The organism is Oleiphilus sp. HI0043, assembly GCF_001634935.1.
The window spans coordinates 1-18,457 of the sequence record NZ_LWEY01001456.1 but is presented as its reverse complement, the minus strand read 5'-3'; the positions used below and the strand labels follow the sequence as shown (position 1 = coordinate 18,457).

The following is an 18,457-nucleotide window of genomic DNA, read 5'->3' as shown; positions in this document are numbered from 1 at the left end:
GCGTAAACTCAATGAACGCTGCTCAAAAACTACATGCCATCGACTAATAATAACGATAGAGATTGATCTTCAATATCAGGATCTGGTGTTTCTTGACTGGGGTTAAAAATGAAGCTGAAATTGGCGCGCTGCTCGACCCCCTCAAGAGAGTAGGTCGCTTCAAAGTTTAGAAAGCTATAATAATCGTTGATGACGCTTCCATTCATGAATTCGAGGTTTGATAATTCATGGAAGATACCGTAGCTAAAGTCAACGGAGCGGTGCTCTTTATTCCCATTTTCATTCTCTCGTGATGACTGTGCCAGCGCACGGCCATTATCTTTGTCTTCATCATATTTATACAGATAGGCTCCAGAAAGCTGCCGCGTCCCACTAACATTCTTAACTGGCGACGATGATATGAGTAAAGGTAAGTCATCTTGATTTCTCATATCCTTAACAAAAATGAGGGTGCTTTCCTCGAAGCTTGTTGGTTCGTAGTTGCTGTTCTTTTTCGTCAAAATATGCGCTTGTGAGCCTGACTCGCTATTGTAGGAGTTGAAGTGGAATGTATCGTCATTGATGTAAATCGAAATTTCTTCGGACTCATCTATATTGCTCTCGTTTCCTGTCTCATAAATGACAGTTAGCAAGTCATCTTTTCCAGTCTCTTCGGTAAGTAGTAGCAACTCGTTTGTGCTGTTTAGTCGATAAGTTAGCGAAACATCTTCCGTACTCTTGCTATTACTATAAATAAGCTCAAACCGATCACTTTCGTATAGATAAAGGTCGTTTTCAACCTGGATTACAAAGTTACTTTGCTGAACTGGCTGGCTGGTATTAAGGGTAAGGTTTGTATAACCGTTGAGCGTTAATGTTGGCGTATCAAATATAGCGTTAATGCGTGCTTGTATAGGAGTTGAGCTACTTGTTGGGTCATCGACAGTAAATAGATATGAAGTTGGTATAACAAATAAGTTAGATCCTTGCTGGGCCAATATCTTGTTATTTGATACTTGAGTAAAAGTAAGGGGTTCTGTGAAAGGGAGTTGTGTACTCCATTCTATTGTTTGTATTTCGTTAAAACGGTCTATTTCTGCATAGTTAAAAGATAGTTCGGAAGAGTTGTTGTTATAGCTAAGGTAGCCATAGTTTCCTTGCCATACTGATGAAATTACTTTTGCTGAATCGTAGTCAATAACTAACTCGGGATCGTGTTTTCCCTCAGAAACGACGCTGTGCTCAAAGGTTGTGTAGATGTCCTCATCAATCAGAGTAGAAAAATCAATTTTTTCATAGAAAATATCGCCATCACAAGCGGTTGAAGCCGAAACATGAAGGATGATTTCAGGAAGGTGTTTAGTGCTGACATTGGACTCTTTTCGGTCTTGAAAAGCGTGGGTTGTAGGCATTCTAATAGCTGAGATACCACAAATATGGCTACTTAGATTTGCTAATACATAATGTTTGTTATTGTTGGCTTTGTCGAGATCGAAGAGGTTTATAACGCTTTCTTCTTGCGAGTTTCTCGTTACATAGGCTATGTATTCGAAACCTTGTTTTTCTTCATCTATGTCGAAAGCTAGTGCGGTCTGAAAGTCGTTAGTTGCTTCAGCAAAATCGGCGAGCTTGTAGGTTATAAGGTTGTCATTCTTGATAGTGTAGTAGCTGATAGTGTTATCAACAGTATTAATATAGGCGTTATAGGTATTCACCTCAGGTGGATCCACAGGCGTCTTATGGTCGGTGGTACATGCCGTCAAAAAGAAAATGCCTAGTGGCAGTGTTAGCGATCCTAGCAAAGAGTGAAGGTTAGGCAATAAAGCTCTCATTAGCGAATGCATCCTGATTATGTAATGATGATTTTATTAGGGCATGTAAATACAATTAACCACTGAGTATATCTGTCTTACATAGTGAAAAAAAATCTAACAAAAATGAATGGGATAAGGTTCACACTATTAAGGTCGCTCAGGTTCAATTTGACCGTCACTGGGCTCGTTGAATTGATTCAGTATTCCCTTAAATTGCATTTATCAAAGTAAACAGAGTTAGCCATAAGTGTAAGTCAGGCTTCCATCTAAGCTGTGAATATCTAATAATTCAAAGCTATTCCTACTCAAAAAATAATAATAAGAGACAGTTATGTGCCGGTGTTTGGTGACAGGAGCAACAGGTTTTATTGGGAAACTTTTGGTAGAAGGTCTTCTTAAGCAAGGGCATGATTTGCTTGTGTTGGTGAGGAATCCTGATACTGAAAAATACAGCGAACTTATTTCCAAGTGGCGAGCTTTATCCTTAGTGCTAGACAATGGTTCTTCGTTGGATGTTTGGTGTGGCGATTTAAATAGCCAGTTTATGGGGCTCGATAAGACTTCATATAGTTTTTCAGATTTTGATCATGTTTTTCACCTTGCAGCAGTGTACGATCTGGGGGCGCCTGAAAAACTCGTTATGGAAACGAATGTTCAAGGTACGGAGCGTTTGTTTAGTACGCTGGTTTCTTCAGGTTTTACTGGTCGAGTTCATATGCTCAGCTCGATGGCTGTGGCAGGAGACTTTCAGGGCACCTTTTCCGAGGATATGTTCGATGAAGGTCAGGAGCATTCGCATACCTATCATTTGAGTAAATTTCAGTCCGAGGCTTGTGCCCGTCGTTTTAGGGATGAGCATAATATGGACTTAAGGATTTATCGGCCTTCTGCAGTAGTAGGCGACTCAACAAGCGGTGAGATTGATAAAATCGATGGGCCATACTATATGTGCCTGTTAGTAAGTTTTTTAAAGCGATATTTACCTTCATGGGTGCCAATCCTTGTTCCTAAGTTAAAGGCAAATCTCGATGTTGTACCTCGGGACTACCTTGTTGAAGCTATATTGCTCTTGAGTCAGTCTGAGGACTTGGGGGGGGCAAACTTGTTTTCACCTGACCGGCACGCAGTCACTACCTTTACATAAAGCTTTTACGCAAATTCTTCGTGCAGCAGATGGTCCAAAAGTTGGCTTTTCTTTGCCTGTAAGGTCTTCAGGTATACAAGGTGGCGTGTTTAAGCAACTAGGTATGCTAAAGCAATTGAAGGCAGTTCAGATCGCTCTCGATGGACTTTTCGAAAAGCTAGGTATTCCTTCGTCAGTCTTTTCAGCACTAATGCCAGGCCTGAAATTTAGTGCAGATTCAACACAGAAACTTTTAGTTAAACAGGGCTTGCGAGCCCCAGCATTTGAAGATTATGTCGATCAGTTATGGGACTACTACAATCGCTATTTGGACCCTGCTAAGAACAGAGAGGGCTTGGCTGAACTCGCCCTTAATAATAAAACAGTTTTAATTACAGGCGGCTCAAGTGGAATTGGCTATGCGAGCGCCAAACGGGCTCTGAGTTATGGTGCTCGAGTTATTCTGGTTGCCCGGCATCAAGATAAACTAAATGAGTGTAAAGAGGCATTAATTGCCAGCGGTGTAGACCCAGAACGAATCGACATCTATACGTGTGATTTATCCCATTTTGATGAGTGTGACGCGCTTGTTACCTATATAGAGGATAAGTACGTTTCACTTGTTGTTTTGTCTAGTAATGCTGGACGCTCAATTCGTCGTTCTCTTTCTCGCTCTGAAGGGCGTTTCCATGATTTGGAGCGAACGATGCAGTTAAATTACTTTGGGGCTTCGCGCTTGATTTTGGGGCTTCTTCCTTCCATGGTCAAAAATGGTGGAGGGCATATTCTTCATTCTTCTTCAATGGGTACTATGGCTGTCACGCCACGTTTTGGGCCTTATATGGCAAGCAAATCTGCTATGGATGCGTTGTGTGACTCACTGGCTGCAGAGTTTGCTAACCGGGATATAAGTGTCACCTCGATAAAATTCCCCTTGGTTAAGACCGAAATGGTTGCGCCAACGAAAGAATATAAAAATGCCGACCTGGTAAGCGCCGAGGATGCGGCACAAATGTTTATTGATGCGGTGATAGATAAGCCCAGAAAGCAACTTACCGGAATGGGCCTGTTTTTGGGGGCTATATCTTTATATGCGCCAGAATTAGTAACCCAGATCTATAACTACCTTTATCAAATATGGCCTGATGAGCAAGGAGAGTACCCCGAAATGGGCTTGGATAGGGCGCTTTTGACAAGTATTGTGCCGAACTCACCTTTATAGGGCTGTCATCAGTAGTGATATTTTTGAGCTGGTTAATTCTGTCGGGTGCTTCGTTTTTTACTTCTGATCCAGGGTATTTGTGTTCTTGTTTATAGCGTAAATATTCTTTTATGTACGTGCCAAAATACTTATCCAGATAATGAAGCGCCCCGGCATAGTTGCCTTTAAAGCGTGAATGATGAAAGTCGTGGTAAACCGGGCCGTCATATAAAGGCAAAAACCGCAAAGGATTCCATGGAAAGTCATAGCCTGCATGGCCGTCAGCGGCTTCAATATTTCTAATAATAATCCAGGCATAGAGCACATAAAGATGGCAGCCAAGTAAAATAGGGCCGAGCATGGCTAGACTGCCGATCAAGATGAACTCGATAACATGAAAGTAGTTACCGTCTAATGCGCAGGTGTTGTGAATTCTATGATGGACCGAGTGAACCTTGCGTAGCATCCATTTGTTTTCATGTAGCCAGCGATGCATTAAATAGAAAAGAAAGTCATCCAACAAAAGAAAAAAGATAATTTGAATTACCCAGACGTACCAAGCTGGTATAGGGCCTTCGTGAATATCGCTATAACGGAGAATTGGCCAAAAGATAATGAGGAGCACAAGCATGATCAGCGAATTGAAGCTGATTCTAGCGATATTGGGCCAGAAATATTTTCTTACCTGGAAGGGTTTGTCTTGAATTTTATAGGGCTTTGCCCAATCTGGGTCAAGCCAAGCAAGAATTGTCCAGGGGGTGGCAACGACAAGAAAAGTACCGACACTCAGGGCGAGTGTCGCGACGGGAAAGGCTAAAAACATAGGGTCTTGATACAGTTCAAATAGTTCGTTGAGTTGTTCTATCATTGTTCGTTAGTCCCTTATAGGCTCGTGTTGGGTGTCAGTAGTGCTTTAAGCTCTTGGGGGAGTGCATAGGTTTTTGAACTAGCTGGTAGCAGATTGGTGTCACGAGAGTTGAACGTGTGCCAATAGACAAAAGTTTTATCTTTCTCGGCTTGAGCGTGACTCAGTACTGCTGCCGCAGTTTTCGCTGTATAGGTTGATTCGAGGTTTATATGATGAGCTGCAAATAGCTTGAGCGCGGCCTTACTTGCTGTGGTGCTTAAACCGTAGCCATCACCGAAAAAATAATTGTTTAAGTGTATTTGGGGCGCTTTTTTTATTTCCAGCTTGTCGGATCGATGCTTTAAATAATTAGCCGTTCTCATCATCAGTTTAGCAATAGTTTTATCTGTGCAAGTTTCAATGGGGCCGAGATGCGATGGGGCGACACGAACGCCAATGACTTTGGTTTTTAGTCCCAGTAAGTTACAGCCAAGGGTCAAGCCGGCAAGTGTTGCGCTAGAACCCACAGGACAGTATAGATAGTCAGGTTCGGGAATTAACTGAGCATCAATTTGCATTTTCAGTTCAAAAGCAGCATTGACGAAGCCGAGGCAGCCAACAACATTTGAGCCTCCTGCGAACAAGCTATAAGTCTGCCTTTTCTCAAACAAGCTTCGTTGATAAAAATGGAAAGCCGTTTTAGCGATCGTTTTTCTGTAGTCCAGTTTTGCACCAAGTTCCCACATTAGCCGAAGATTGTTAAGAACGGTGTCTGATATGGCCTGATCGAATAATATAATGTTGGTAGAAAGCTTGTACTTACTGCCAAAATAAGTGGTCGCAACGCCATGATTACTGCCGATTGCTCCAAATGTTAAAATACGCTTCTTGTTCGCTTCCAACGCATCGGCGAGGATGAACTCAAGCTTCCTAACTTTATTTCCTCCGTATTCTGAGTGACTTAAATCGTCTCTTTTTATCCATATATTAGAAGGAGGTCCTCCAAATTTTGTGATAGGTGCAGGAAGGTCTGCAAAATTCAAGCAAGGACAGGCACTTTTAAGTTCCGGGAAATGTTCAAAAATAGCTTTGTTCATCGTATTATTGTTGTTTGTTGTACTAATGTTGATAAGTATTGTGTTTGATAATAAATATTAGAGCTGCGCTAGCGTAGAATTATTCTTTAGGTATTTATTGACATATTGCGACCTTAAAGGCCGCTTGGGCAAAATTCGTAGTTCTTGTATACTTGAATGATTAGCTTTCGACACTTTTTACGTAAAATTAAGGCAAGGTTTGTTATGCAAAAGATAAGGTTTATAGCAATTACTGCTTTGTCTGTATTGTTAAGTGCATGTGCCGCAGTGTATCACGCGGCGGAAGAAGGGAATTCAGGGTATAGGGATCTAAAAGCTGGGAAAGGGATTTTTTATGTGGAGTATACCGAGAGTGCGAATCGTAGTTGGGAAACGATTCATGGCTTTGCACTAAAGCGCTGTGCTGAAATAGCAAAAGAAAATGGTTACAAATATTTCGACGTCTTGTCTAAAGATGAAAAAGAAGTCTATCTTGAAAGCGATATAGATCAGATAAATGTGGCAAGTCTGGGAGGGGGAGCTCCTGGCAGTTGGAATATACCGGTTAGCAGTTCTTATTCTGTGGAAGGCGTTAAGGTCGAAGGGCGCCGTGTAACCTATAAGATACAACTATCAAATCAATGAGAAAATAATAATGGCAAATGAGCGCCGACGGACAGAACGGCATAATTGGTTGCGTTTGGAATCTAGTGTTTACATTAAACGAAGCCTTTTTAAAAAGGAATGGATACCTGTTGTACCTTTTGACTTCAGTCGTTATGGCATGGGGATTCAGACTGACGAGGTCTATCACTTAGGGGACGAAGTAGTTCTATCCCTAAAGTTGTTAAAAGAGGATGTAGAAGTTGAGTTGCCTTTGCTTAAAGGGCTTGTTCGATATAAAGAAAAGCACCATAGCCGATTTAATTACGGTGTTGAGTTTAGTTTTGCCTCTAAGCATGACAAGTTAAAGATTAATGATGAACTGGTTGCAATTGAACAGATTTTGAGAAGGTTCGAAAATGACAGAGCCGCGTCGACAGAGGGTAGCTTAGATAGCTCTTCGACTGCGGGAGCCCCGGGTGGCTAAGCTGAAAGATTATGTGACGGGTGCGCTGCTTGTTTGTCTTGTTTTTTTAGGCCTAATTCTTTTTGCCTTGTATGACAAAAGTGCACCCAACGAGCACCAAAAGCCTGATTATAATTTTAGTTCCGATTGCGATATTAGTGCCGATGACTGTCGTTTGCACCTATTCAATGACTTGGAGCTTAGACTTCAAGTAAGTCCTAGTGAAATTAAAGCCCTAGAACGTTTCCAGTTGAAGTTACATACAATGAACAATGCTGGAGCAGAACTCTCAAACCTTGTTGCTTGGGTTGAAGGGCGAGATATGGATATGGGGCAACACTTCTTATCCTCCAAAGCTGAGTTGGCTAACGAATTTTTATTAAGTGGAATGATTCCAATATGTACGGTCGATGCTGAGATGGTATGGCGCTTAGTTGTCAACTTTGAGTTTCAGGGGAAAACGATTCGTTTAGATTTTGATCTTAAGACTTCTCAGCATGGGCTCTAAGCTATGGTAAATAGGCTTCCTTTCACAATTCTTCTTGTCGGCATTTCTATCGCAATTATTGTGCTTGCAATGCGTTTTATGTCTTCAGATATAGAACGGGATATAAAAGCTAAATACCTTAAAGCGGGGGACTTTGACTTACTGCACGAGGGTAAAGCATTTAGCCTGGGCCAATTGCGCGGCCATCCTGTCATTCTTTATTTCGGCTACACTTACTGTCCTGATGTATGCCCTGTTGGTTTGTCAAAGATACGAGATGTATTGAGCAGTCATGAAGACTTTAAGGATGTCCCCGCATTGTTTATAACGGTTGATCCGCATCGTGATGATGATAAGCGTTTAAAAGAATACACCGGATTCTTCCATCCAAATATTATTCCTTTAAGTGGGAGTGTTGAACAAATTACTTCGGTTAGCTCAGCTTACGGAACTTTTTTCCGTTCAGGTCGTGAAAAGGCAGGTGAAGGCAATAGCTATACAGTTGATCATAGTGCTTTTGTCTATTTGTTAGATGATCAAGGAAGGTTAATGCGAGTGCTTGATCATGACGTTCAAGCTGAGCAAATATCTGAACTACTTCATAAGTTGCTGTGATTACTAGATTTTCACTTGCGATAGTACCTATCTATTTTTTATACTCGTTACATCTTGTTACTTTTAAATATTGAAATAGACAATAACAATAAGTGGGATCAAAGATGGATTACGCCGACGGCCTGAAAAACGTTCTAATTCAAAAAATAAATAAAACCGAAAAGAGCTTATATAGCTTAAAGCTGGACTATTGCCGCTTTGTATATGGCTTATCTCATCGCTCTAAAGTTATGTATGATCAGGTAGTTTATCAAGTTAGATCTGTTGATCTTGATTCGATGACTCGAAGCGATGGCGGTGAATGGAGTCGCCCGGTAATAAGTGCTGTGAGAATTGAAGATAACCGACCGGTCAATAATGAGGCCGTTGATTTAGGCCGGAATTGGGAGCTATTTGCCGGTTAGGCAAATATTCCCCACTCATCAAGCTGTGCACTCAACGACATTTCCTTAGGAATACGGTCATAGCTTGACCAGTTCTTGGCAGCCTTCGCGCCAGCTCTAACCATTAAGTCGTTGTCACTACTAAGTTTTCGGTAGAGTGCTTCCCTGTAGTAGGCGAGCGCATTTTCTGTCGTCAAATTTAAATTAGACTTTAATACCAACATCGCTATCTCTTTCCTGCTTTGAGTGCCGCACTTTGCTTCTTTGCCAATCAAATCGATTGCTCCAATCAGGTAAAGGCTAATCGCTTCGCGTAACCAAGACAGATTCTCCTGGTGCAGGTCACCATAATTTCTTTTGATGTCTAACAGCTGGATGCCAGAAAAGGTTTGAGCTTTTTTAAGACTTTCCATCTTGGTTTCGTACTCTTGATTATCGACAACATCGCCTTGCATCAAGCGCTTAATCACTCTGTCAATATGCCCGCTCTCTGCGTAGCCAGCAGCTGTGTATAAGTTATGTACGCGGAAGGCAAGTGTGCCGAGCAAAGTAAGTAATGCTATTTCAAGGCTATGTATGAAAACAACCAGCATTGTTTAGTCTCCAAATTCTCAAATGTGACGACATTATACATCATGTAATTCTATGTAAATGGAATTGGGTAGCGTTAAGCTAGAGTACAGGTTCACACAAGTGCAGCGGATTTACAGTGTTTTACATTTTTGATTAGTGCTGGGGGAGGGGCAATAGACTACTTAAGAAGAGGATGCTTAAGCAGTCTTTAGGTCACTTTCAATGAAGAAATTATGCATTTTCTTGAAGGTCAATGGCCGGCTAAAGAAGTATCCTTGAGCATAGTCGCATTTATTGATTACCAAGAAGTCTCTTTGGTCGATATTTTCAACGCCTTCTGCAACGACCTTCAGGTTAAGTTTATGTGCAACGGCAATGACCGCAGACGCGATTTCCATGGCATTGAGGTCATCAGGAATATCGTAAACAAATGACTGGTCAATTTTCAGAATATCTACAGGTAGGCTCTTTAAATAACTTAAAGAGGAGTAGCCTGAACCAAAGTCATCGATGGTAATAGTGGAACCAGTAGATTTGATGCTATTGAGTTGAGCTATGACAGCATCAATGTCATTCATTAGCATACTTTCGGTTACTTCTATTTCCAGGTTTTCTGCGGCGAGGCCTGAATGCTCGAGGGCGCTTGAAACAACATTTACCAGTTCCGGGTCATCAAACTGGCGTGGCGATAAGTTAACTGCAACTCTCAATGAGCGACCAGTTAGGGCATTTAATTGCATGATTTCTTTACATGCGTTTCTCAGCACCCATTCACCAATTTGTACGATCAAGCCGGTCTCTTCGGCTACGGGAATAAAGTCAGCAGGGGAAATGTCTCCCTTCGTCGCATGCTCCCAGCGTATCAGAGCTTCAACGCTAGATATTTCACCCGTCTTCAGATTAATTTGAGGCTGATAGTTTAGGTAAAAGTCGTTATTTTTAATTGCTTCACGTAATTCATTTTCAATTTCCAGAAGCTTGTTTGCGCGGAGGTTTAAGGCTTCAGTAAAGAAGTGGTAGCCATCTCGACCGTTCTCTTTAGCCATATATAAGGCAAGGTCGGCGTTCTTCATGAGCGTTTCGCTATTGATGCTGTCTGTTGGTGCTAAGGTAATGCCGATACTTGTTGATACAATCACCTCATGTTTACCCAACCTAACTGGTTCCTTAAGAGTGTCCAGGATCGTTTGAGCAATGGCAGATATTTTATCGATATCGGATATATCGTTAAGCAGAATGGTAAATTCATCCCCCCCTAAACGGGCAACTGTATCTTGCTTTCGAACACAGGATTTTAAACGGTCAGCAACCGTAAGCAGTAATTGATCACCTGCCTGGTGTCCCAGCGTGTCGTTGATGCGTTTAAATTGGTCTAGGTCGAGAAAGAACAGCGCTGTCAGTTTTTGATGTCGTCGTGCATTAAGAATGGATTGGTGCAGTCGATCAATAAAAAGCCGACGGTTTGCTAAACCGGTCAGGGAGTCAAAAAGAGCCAAGTGCTCCATTTTCTGGGTAGCTTCTTTTAAGGCTGTGACGTCAACGGCGGACAGGACGTAACTACTAATTTCGTTATGTTTATCATAGACGGCCGAGATCGTAATAGTGTTCCAGAAAACGCTAGAATCTTTCTTAGAGCAAAGAATTTCACCTTCCCAACTATCTTGTTTTTGCAGGAAGCCGCTATCGAGAGCACAAATATCAGCTGCGCAATGTTCAGAGCTTGGTTTGAGAATGCCGATTGGCTTATTTACGATTTCGTCGCGTTGGTAGCCCGTTATTTGGCAAAACTTGTCATTTACATATTCAATCAAGCCTGAGCTGCTTGTAATAACAATACTGGAACCACTATTTGTTACCGCGCTACTTAGTTTCGACATGAGTTGTTCGGTAGCTTCATGCGACTTTACGTTGTTTTTTAGCCGGGCATTAAGACGGAACAAAATGAAGCACAGTGTCCCAAACAATGCTGCCAGTCCTGCACTTGCCATGAGTTTCAATAGCATTGTCGAGCTTTCAGTATCCTCAACCGATACCGCAGCTAACACTGGCGAAGTTATCGCGAGAGTTGAAAGAAATGTCAGACCTTTATGAATCGGCTTATGCAAAGTAGTTACCAAAGCAAATTAGTTATATGTGTAAGTTATAAGTAAATTGTATGGTAATTTTCAAGAATGAAAAACACGACTTGGTTATAGACTTGTAACGATGTGACGTACAACGTTACAAAATAGTTACAGTAAGTAATTGTATTTCAAAACAATGTGAAATATGGGTTAACAAACTGGAAGGTCGGGGAATAGAGAGAATTTTTGGGTGTAAATGGAAGGCCATAACAGGAGAGTTATGGCCTAATGTTTAATTGCTTCTACGAGGCTATTTAGCTTTGTTCAGCTCTGCAGCTTGTTTTTGCCACGTGTCAGAACCTCTGACTTTGCTGAACTCCTCAAGTGCTTTTTTATCTTTTGCTGAAGGCTTGGCCAATTGCTCGATTGATGTGATACCGGCTGCTATAAGTTTCTTTTCTAAAGCTGGTCCAACACCATTGAGTGCAGTCAATTTCAACGGAGACTTTGTAGCAGGAGCTGCTTTCTTAGCTGGAGTCGCTTTCTTAGCCGGAGCTGCTTTCTTAGCTGGAGTCGCTTTCTTAGCCGGAGCTACTTTCTTAGCTGGAGTCGCTTTCTTAGCCGGAGCTGCTTTTTTAGCCGGAGCTGCTTTCTTAGCCGGAGCCGCTTTCTTCGCAGGAGCCTTTGCTTCGACGCCTATTTTTTCAAGGAGTTGAGACTGTAGCTCATGAAACTCATCCAGGCGCTTGTCAAACTCCTTCTGAAAGCGGTTCATTTCTTTGTCGCGAAGCTTATCCAGATCTTCAACTACTTTCTTGATCGGCTCTTGAACTTGAGACTGCAAGCTTTCAAGTTGTTTGAACGCATCGTTAATCAATTGATTAAAATGATCGGATGTCTTCTCGAACTCTTTATTAAAGCGATTAAGTACTTTATCTAAACCAAATTTATCTTTACTAGTCATCTGATAAGCTCCTGCTAGGAAGGGCAACTAAATTCAAGTCTTAGTCTAGCTTATCTGTCGCAATATGGTAGTTCGGATCTTCTATCACGTTGACTTCGATCAAATCACCGGCGTTTTTAAGCAAGCTTCTACATTCCGGGCTTAGATGGCGAATGTGTAAAGTCTTGTTTGCGTTCAGGTAGCGCTCGGCTAGTGTGTCGATCGCCTCAATGCCTGAGTGGTCGTATACTCTGGATTGAGCGAAGTCGATAATAATGTCGTCGTTGCCCGCTTGAACATCAAATTGCTCTAGGAAGTTCGCAATTGAACCAAAGAACAGGGGGCCTTCTACTTCGTAGACCGTTGAACCTTCTTCATTCTCTTTCTCGTGAATATACACATGCTTCGCGTGTTCCCAGGCAAAGACGAGCGCGGAAACAATTACACCTACGATTACTGCAATTGCCAAGTCTGTTGCCACTGTGACACCAGATACCAGGATTAATACAAAAGCGTCAGAGCGGGGAACTTTTCGAAGAATTCGGAAGCTGGACCATTCAAAGGTACCGATGACAACGATGAACATAACGCCGACTAGTGCAGCAACGGGGATCTGTTCAATCAGAGGCGCGGCAAATAAGATGAAGCAGAGTAGGAATAAGCCTGCAGATATACCGGACAGTCTGCCGCGACCACCTGAATTAACGTTGATCATGCTTTGGCCGATCATTGCACAGCCACCCATGCCACCGAAGAAACCCGTTACAGTATTTGCCACGCCTTGACCGATACACTCTTGGTTACCTTTACCGTGAGTTTGTGTCATTTCATCGATAAGCGTGAGGGTTAATAGAGATTCAATCAAGCCAATCGCTGCCAATATAAAAGAATAAGGCAAGATGATCCACAATGTCTCCAGAGTGAAAGGCACTGATGGAATGCTAAAACTAGGTAAAGAGCCGGAAATTGATGCAACGTCACCTACCACTCGAGTATCAAGGCCAAAGAAAATGACGACCAAAGAGACAATGACAATGGCTGCCAGTGATGAAGGTATCGCCTTGGTTAATTTGGGTAAGAAATGAATAATAGCCATGGTAGCAAAAACGAGAGTAAGCATTGTGATCATGGCATTACTTTCGAGCCAGGCAATATCAATAATGGAACCTTCTAGTCCTGTTCCTTGCAACCAGCCCGTGCCGTTGTTTTCTCCAAACTGGCTAAGTTGAGCGAGGAAAATCACAATCGCGAGGCCGTTAACGAAGCCAAGCATAACCGGGTGGGGAACCATGCGAATAAACTTGCCTAGTTTTAGCATGCCTGCCGCAATTTGTATGATTCCCATTAAAACTACCGTAGCAAAGAGGTATTCAACACCGTGTTGTGCGACCAGCGATACCATAACAACGGCAAGAGCACCGGTAGCACCCGAAATCATTCCTGGTCGACCACCGATACAAGCCGTAATGAGTCCGACCATGAAAGCAGCATACAAACCAACAATTGGCTCCACGCCTGCAACAAAGGCAAATGCAACAGCTTCAGGGACTAGCGCCAATGCAACGGTTAAGCCGGATAGGACGTCGTTCTTGATACTGAGATGCGAGCTTGCGCGGGGTTCGAACATGAATACCTCTGGTTGAGAGAAGGCTTCTCTCGGTCATTAAAATGTCGTTTAAACGGGGGGGCGGATTATAGGGATTGTTGTGCAGCAATACAAATTTGTGAGTATTGCTGCACACTTTTAGGTCTGTTAAATATTCTTACTTACTTTTACGGGGAGGAAGGCCAGTATGCTGGGTCAGAATCTTTCCCTTTTGATTCTTTCTATTTCCCTGCTTGTTCTTATTTCCTGGTCTTTGAGCCGCTTTTCTATTCTGGCTCATCTTGGCACCTTGCTTAGTACCTTTAACTGGTTGGTTTGGTGGAACGAGATGTTTTTTCCCATAGCCAATCAAATGAGCCTTACCCATCGCTTTAAGCGCTTCTCGCAACAGTGGCCAGTTGTCCGGGTCGTGATATCTCAAAAACGCTTTATGTAGGCGTCGCTGTTTTATGCCCTTGGGAATGGACACCTTTTCTGTCTTGTAATTGATCCGGTGGAGCGGATCTCTCTCGGAATGGTACATGGCGGTGGCGCTAGCCATCGGTGAGGGATAAAAGTTTTGTACCTGATCCGCCCTAAATCCGTTTTCTTTTAACCATAATGCCAAGTTCATCATATCGACATCGCGCGTGCCAGGGTGAGCTGATATGAAGTAAGGAATAAGGTATTGCTTTTTTCCGGCTTCGGCAGAATATTTTTCAAATAGTTCTTTAAAGCGATGATAAGTGCCCATGCCGGGTTTCATCATTTTTGATAAAGGGCCGCTCTCAGTATGTTCCGGTGCAATTTTCAGGTAGCCGCCTACATGGTGTGTAACAAGTTCCTTTATATATTCCGGGTCTTCTACTGCTAGGTCGTAGCGTAAGCCGGAAGCAATAAGTATGCGTTTAATTCCGGGTAGTGTTCTGGCGCGTCGGTATAGATTTGTTGTGGGCGAGTGGTCAGTAATCAGATTTTTGCAAATTGAAGGATAGACGCATGACAGTCGACGACAACTTGCATGAATTTCCTCTGAGCGACAATTCTGATGGTACATGTTTGCAGTAGGTCCGCCCAGATCAGAAATGGTGCCGGTGAAACCGGGTGTCATATCCCTGATTCGCTCAATCTCATGGATAACGGAATCTTCTGATCGACTCTGTATTACTCTGCCTTCATGTTCTGTGATCGAGCAGAATGAACAGCCACCAAAACAGCCTCTCATAATATTGACCGAGAAACGTATCATCTCGTAGGCAGGAATTTTTGCATCACCGTAGCTAGGATGAGGCACTCGCTGATAAGCGTGTTCGAAGACGCTATCAAGTTCATCTGTCGATAGAGGAATGGCTGGTGGGTTTACCCAAACATAGCGTTGATCGTGAGGCTGAACAATGGCTCGGGCATTGGCTGGATTAGTTTCCAGGTGCAGTATTCGGGAGGTGTGAGCATAAAGCACAGGGTCCTTGGAAACCTTTTCAAAAGAGGGGAGTAAGATAAATTCTCTCTCTTTATCAGCGCTTTGTTCTGGAAATGGTAAAATTTTGATTGGCTCTGCTTTATCGACTTGCTGATTGTCGGCGCATTTACTTGTCGACTCGGAACCTTCTATTTCAGTTTCTTGATAAGGGTTTTTCTGGAACGGGTGGTTCGCTGGGTCAAGCGCTTTTGGTTTTTCGATGCGCGAGGAATCTTTTATATTCCAGCCTTCTGGCAATTCTTTTAGTAGGCAAGCTGTTCCTTTGATATCTTTCATATCCTTGGGGTGTTCACCTCGGGATATACGTAGGGCTACCTCAGATATTGCTCGCTCTGCATTCCCATAAAGTAGGATATCTGCTTTTGAGTCCATCAGAACCGATCGTTTTACCTTGTCTGACCAGTAGTCGTATTGAGCGATTCGGCGTAGGCTAGCTTCAATCCCACCGATCACAACCGGGATATCTTTGTAGGCTTCTCTACAGCGCTGACTATAAACCGTTACTGCACGGTCAGGGCGCTTACCACCCTCGTTGTTTGGGGTGTAGGCATCGTCATGGCGAATCTTCAGATCAGCTGTATAACGATTGATCATCGAGTCCATGTTGCCCGCAGAAACCGCATAAAATAAATTTGGCTTACCAAGCTTTTGAAAATCATCTTTCGATGTCCAGTCCGGCTGGGCAATAATTCCAACTCGATAACCTTGAGACTCTAGCAGCCGACCAATGACCGCCATGCCAAAGCTGGGGTGGTCGACGTAAGCGTCACCGCAAATGATAATAACATCGCAACTATCCCAACCCAGAGTATCCATTTCCTCACGAGACATGGGTAGGAAGGGTGCAATACCGAAGCATTCTGCCCAGTACTTAGGATAAGAAAAAAGAGAGGTGTCGGCTTGCATAGTTTTCGGCTGCTTAAGTAAGAATAGTTGACTATTTTACATGGTCTTTCTATTTGGGCCTAGTGCTTCTTGGTATACATATCGTAGGGTATGCTTATTCTATGTGGTAATTTCTATATTTATCAGGCACCTTAGCCCTATAAATAGAATTTATTCTGGAACTCAATGTGAGTGATAAACAAGTCGTCGAAGCCAAAAATATTATTGCGGTGATCCTGGCAGCTGGAGAATCGAGTCGTTTCGGTTCGCCTAAACAGCTGGCTGATTGGCACGGGAAACCCTTGTTGCAACATGTGTTTGATACGGTGTCTCAGGTCTTCCCAAAAACCTGGGTGATGCTGGGCGCTAATTACAAAGAAATTAACAGTGTGCTTTCTTTTGGTGTTGCAAAGGTTTTACATGAGAGTGCATGGCAAGAGGGAATGGGAAAGGTCATTGCTAGCGCAGCATCATCTGCAGAGAGCGAAGCCCTGCTGACAGATGAAAACGTGGATGGCCTGTTGTTCTTGCTTGGGGATCAGCCCTTAATAGAAACAAGTGACTTGCGCAAATACTGTACTTTAGTTAATGAGCAAGCGAATGAAATAATTTGTGCAGGATATCAAGAAGAGGACAAGGAGCTTAGTCTTGGAGTGCCCGCATACTTTCCTTGGTCGTATTTGCCTCAGCTAAAAGGCTTGGCTGTACCGGGAAATCAGGGCGGCGCGAAAGGCATAATCTTGCGCAACAAAACGACGCCTGTTTACCTCGGCGGGCGAGTTCAGGATGTTGATACTGAAAGTGACCTGGAGCGCTTACGCTTGGCAGTCACTTCAGTATGCTGATTCAAGTGCTTAGCCAAACAGTCCTGCAGTAACAGCAATACCGACTGCGAATACACCTATGCTGGCCGCCAGCGCCATGCCATAAAACTTATTGGAAGCAGCTCGGTTTTGCCTGATATAGGTTTCAATTGTTTGTGCTGCGACGTCTTCTGCAGTTTCGCGCGTGATTTCATGAGCTTGTTTTATTGCGTCACCCTGTAAGCGTTGCCAAAACTCAGTGTCCATAGATTGGCTAGAGCTAAGGTGCTCTTTTAATTCTTCAATTTGTACAGGGTCTAAGCCTGTATGAGCTTTGCTATCCAGAAGCTCTTGCTTAAATTCAGTGAGTTGGTTTCCTAAAAACAGACTTACTTCTGCAGCAACTTCCTCTTTAATGGACTCAGTTTTCTTATTAATTTCGTTGACGTATTCATCCATGATGCCTTTTAAGTGATCCTGCTGCTCTTGCTTTGAATCACTCAGGATGCGTTTGACATGATCGTATTGCTCGTCGAATAGACTGGATAGGAGCTCGTGAAGGCGGTTGTTAACATTCGCTTTTACGGCTGATCGAGCGACTTGTTCAATGATATCAGACGAAGCTTCGACACTCGGCGCTGCGGCAGGTTTGTCTTGAAGTTCGTCCGGAAGCTCAGTTTTGCTGATTTTACCAAGTTGAGCCTGTTCCTGATCACTAAGAGAGATAGAAATCGCAGGTTTGGGTAGCGTGTTATTAGCTATGTCGCTAGTGAGCTTTTCAATAAGCTCTACCACTTGCTGAGACTCAGCAGGTTTGGTTAGCACACCATAAATACCAAAGTTACGTGCATCTTCAGAGAATTCATCTGACTTTTTTGAGGTGCACATAATAATGGGAATCTCTGATGTCTCAGGATTCATTTTTATTTCTTTGGTAGCGTCAACGCCGTTCATACCCGGCATGAGCTGATCCATAAAAATAACGTCAGGATTATTGTTGGACGCCAAATATGATAAGGCTTCTTCGCCGGAGTTAACCATATCGACTTTAAGGCTGATTTTCTCTAAAAGCTTACTCAATGCAAACCTGGCGACCTTGGAGTCATCTACCAATAAAGCGCTTTTAATTGTCATCATATACCTCGTTAATCTCTATTCAAATTCGTACTTTAAAATTCTGTATGGACGTGTCGTAGCTGGCCGTTTGTGTCTAATTGCAAACGTTGATTACCAGCCTTCTAGCTTAGGACACTCCGTTGCTCGATAACTCTTTTGCCGGTAACACACGCCAGGCTCGCTGGATCTGGCAGTAAACACTTCGCCTTCTGCTGTGGTTAGCGTTGCCTTGCCAAATGGCTTTCCATCTTTAAATGTGCCGGTGATCTTACTTCCATTAGGGTTTAGGATCTCTCCCTTACCGTGATAGAGGCCATCAATAAATTGTCCGACATACTTTTTACCGTTCGCATAGGTTTCGACACCCTTGCCGTGGAACATACCGTTAGAGAATGAACCTTCGTAGTGTCCGCCA

The 18,457-nt window shown here is 43.0% G+C and carries 16 protein-coding genes and 2 pseudogenes; 8 read left to right on the top strand and 10 right to left on the bottom strand.

Annotated features, from left to right (window positions below):
- Positions 1 to 29: 29 nt before the first annotated feature.
- Positions 30 to 1,811: a hypothetical protein gene (locus A3729_RS20560; protein ID WP_068634229.1), complete on the bottom strand. Its 1,782-nt coding sequence runs from the start codon at positions 1,809 to 1,811 to the stop codon at positions 30 to 32.
- Positions 1,812 to 2,139: 328 nt separating this feature from the next.
- Here A3729_RS20560 and A3729_RS20555 point away from each other — a divergent pair, with 328 nt between their 5' ends.
- Together A3729_RS20555 and A3729_RS34080 are read left to right on the top strand one after the other, a co-directional pair.
- The gene (locus tag A3729_RS20555; protein WP_197475957.1) at positions 2,140 to 2,937 is read left to right on the top strand and encodes an SDR family oxidoreductase; all 798 of its coding nucleotides are present in this window, start codon (positions 2,140 to 2,142) and stop codon (positions 2,935 to 2,937) included.
- Positions 2,938 to 3,040: 103 nt separating this feature from the next.
- Positions 3,041 to 3,883, top strand: a pseudogene (locus A3729_RS34080) (SDR family NAD(P)-dependent oxidoreductase); the annotation flags it as partial.
- A gap of 112 nt (positions 3,884 to 3,995) precedes the next feature.
- On the opposite strand, the gene A3729_RS34075 reads toward A3729_RS34080, so the two are convergent.
- The gene (locus A3729_RS34075) at positions 3,996 to 4,985 is read right to left on the bottom strand and encodes a sterol desaturase family protein (protein ID WP_082880612.1); all 990 of its coding nucleotides are present in this window, start codon (positions 4,983 to 4,985) and stop codon (positions 3,996 to 3,998) included.
- A gap of 14 nt (positions 4,986 to 4,999) precedes the next feature.
- Positions 5,000 to 6,061 (bottom strand): 1-aminocyclopropane-1-carboxylate deaminase/D-cysteine desulfhydrase, encoded by a 1,062-nt coding sequence (locus tag A3729_RS20540; protein ID WP_068511422.1) that lies wholly within the window; start codon positions 6,059 to 6,061, stop codon positions 5,000 to 5,002.
- Positions 6,062 to 6,265: 204 nt separating this feature from the next.
- Between A3729_RS20540 and A3729_RS20535 the strand changes: the two genes are divergently transcribed.
- The 5 genes from A3729_RS20535 to A3729_RS20515 all read left to right on the top strand — a co-directional run bounded on the left by A3729_RS20535 (position 6,266) and on the right by A3729_RS20515 (position 8,615).
- On the top strand, positions 6,266 to 6,685 hold the full coding sequence (locus A3729_RS20535; RefSeq protein WP_068511421.1) for a hypothetical protein: 420 nt from the start codon (positions 6,266 to 6,268) through the stop codon (positions 6,683 to 6,685).
- A gap of 10 nt (positions 6,686 to 6,695) precedes the next feature.
- Positions 6,696 to 7,130, top strand: coding sequence for a PilZ domain-containing protein (locus A3729_RS20530; protein WP_068511419.1), 435 nt, complete (start codon positions 6,696 to 6,698; stop codon positions 7,128 to 7,130).
- Positions 7,123 to 7,617: a hypothetical protein gene (locus tag A3729_RS20525; RefSeq protein WP_068633199.1), complete on the top strand. Its 495-nt coding sequence runs from the start codon at positions 7,123 to 7,125 to the stop codon at positions 7,615 to 7,617. The genes A3729_RS20530 and A3729_RS20525 overlap by 8 nt, the downstream gene beginning before the upstream one ends.
- 3 nt (positions 7,618 to 7,620) lie before the next feature.
- Entirely contained in the window at positions 7,621 to 8,211 is a 591-nt protein-coding gene (locus A3729_RS20520) for an SCO family protein (protein WP_068553709.1), read from the top strand.
- Positions 8,212 to 8,315: 104 nt separating this feature from the next.
- Complete coding sequence (locus A3729_RS20515; protein WP_068512472.1) at positions 8,316 to 8,615, top strand: hypothetical protein; 300 nt, start codon at positions 8,316 to 8,318, stop codon at positions 8,613 to 8,615.
- On the opposite strand, the gene A3729_RS20510 is transcribed toward A3729_RS20515, so the two are convergent.
- The 5 genes from A3729_RS20510 to A3729_RS20490 form a co-directional block, all read right to left on the bottom strand.
- On the bottom strand, positions 8,612 to 9,187 hold the full coding sequence (locus A3729_RS20510; protein ID WP_068512475.1) for a hypothetical protein: 576 nt from the start codon (positions 9,185 to 9,187) through the stop codon (positions 8,612 to 8,614). The two genes, A3729_RS20515 and A3729_RS20510, sit on opposite strands and share 4 nt — an antisense overlap.
- 177 nt (positions 9,188 to 9,364) lie before the next feature.
- A complete protein-coding gene (locus tag A3729_RS20505; RefSeq protein ID WP_231872234.1) occupies positions 9,365 to 11,272 on the bottom strand; it encodes an EAL domain-containing protein in 1,908 nt (635 codons plus the stop codon).
- Positions 11,273 to 11,540: 268 nt separating this feature from the next.
- Positions 11,541 to 12,194, bottom strand: coding sequence for a hypothetical protein (locus A3729_RS31790; RefSeq protein WP_068512478.1), 654 nt, complete (start codon positions 12,192 to 12,194; stop codon positions 11,541 to 11,543).
- A 40-nt stretch (positions 12,195 to 12,234) separates the two neighbouring features.
- The gene (locus A3729_RS20495) at positions 12,235 to 13,800 is read right to left on the bottom strand and encodes a SulP family inorganic anion transporter (RefSeq protein WP_068512480.1); all 1,566 of its coding nucleotides are present in this window, start codon (positions 13,798 to 13,800) and stop codon (positions 12,235 to 12,237) included.
- Positions 13,801 to 13,936: 136 nt separating this feature from the next.
- On the bottom strand, positions 13,937 to 16,144 hold the full coding sequence (locus tag A3729_RS20490) for a YgiQ family radical SAM protein (protein ID WP_082865016.1): 2,208 nt from the start codon (positions 16,142 to 16,144) through the stop codon (positions 13,937 to 13,939).
- Between the two features lie 167 nt (positions 16,145 to 16,311).
- On the opposite strand from A3729_RS20490, the gene A3729_RS20485 reads away from it, so the two are divergent.
- Entirely contained in the window at positions 16,312 to 16,968 is a 657-nt protein-coding gene (locus A3729_RS20485; protein WP_068512482.1) for a nucleotidyltransferase family protein, read from the top strand.
- Between the two features lie 9 nt (positions 16,969 to 16,977).
- On the opposite strand, the gene A3729_RS20480 is transcribed toward A3729_RS20485, so the two are convergent.
- On the bottom strand, positions 16,978 to 18,063 hold the full coding sequence (locus A3729_RS20480; protein WP_231872053.1) for a response regulator: 1,086 nt from the start codon (positions 18,061 to 18,063) through the stop codon (positions 16,978 to 16,980).
- A 90-nt stretch (positions 18,064 to 18,153) separates the two neighbouring features.
- Positions 18,154 to 18,457, bottom strand: a pseudogene (locus A3729_RS20475) (hypothetical protein); the annotation flags it as partial.

What these genes read in the sequence shown, in the direction of transcription:
- A3729_RS20560 (WP_068634229.1), bottom strand. Translation starts at nt 1,811, where the DNA reads ATGAGAGCTTTATTGCCTAACCTTCACTCTTTGCTAGGATCGCTAACA.
- A3729_RS20490 (WP_082865016.1), bottom strand. Translation starts at nt 16,144, where the DNA reads ATGCAAGCCGACACCTCTCTTTTTTCTTATCCTAAGTACTGGGCAGAA.
- A3729_RS20495 (WP_068512480.1), bottom strand. Translation starts at nt 13,800, where the DNA reads ATGTTCGAACCCCGCGCAAGCTCGCATCTCAGTATCAAGAACGACGTC.
- A3729_RS31790 (WP_068512478.1), bottom strand. Translation starts at nt 12,194, where the DNA reads ATGACTAGTAAAGATAAATTTGGTTTAGATAAAGTACTTAATCGCTTT.
- A3729_RS20520 (WP_068553709.1), top strand. Translation starts at nt 7,621, where the DNA reads ATGGTAAATAGGCTTCCTTTCACAATTCTTCTTGTCGGCATTTCTATC.
- A3729_RS20515 (WP_068512472.1), top strand. Translation starts at nt 8,316, where the DNA reads ATGGATTACGCCGACGGCCTGAAAAACGTTCTAATTCAAAAAATAAAT.
- A3729_RS20530 (WP_068511419.1), top strand. Translation starts at nt 6,696, where the DNA reads ATGGCAAATGAGCGCCGACGGACAGAACGGCATAATTGGTTGCGTTTG.
- A3729_RS34075 (WP_082880612.1), bottom strand. Translation starts at nt 4,985, where the DNA reads ATGATAGAACAACTCAACGAACTATTTGAACTGTATCAAGACCCTATG.
- A3729_RS20535 (WP_068511421.1), top strand. Translation starts at nt 6,266, where the DNA reads ATGCAAAAGATAAGGTTTATAGCAATTACTGCTTTGTCTGTATTGTTA.
- A3729_RS20480 (WP_231872053.1), bottom strand. Translation starts at nt 18,063, where the DNA reads ATGATGACAATTAAAAGCGCTTTATTGGTAGATGACTCCAAGGTCGCC.
- A3729_RS20540 (WP_068511422.1), bottom strand. Translation starts at nt 6,061, where the DNA reads ATGAACAAAGCTATTTTTGAACATTTCCCGGAACTTAAAAGTGCCTGT.
- A3729_RS20510 (WP_068512475.1), bottom strand. Translation starts at nt 9,187, where the DNA reads ATGCTGGTTGTTTTCATACATAGCCTTGAAATAGCATTACTTACTTTG.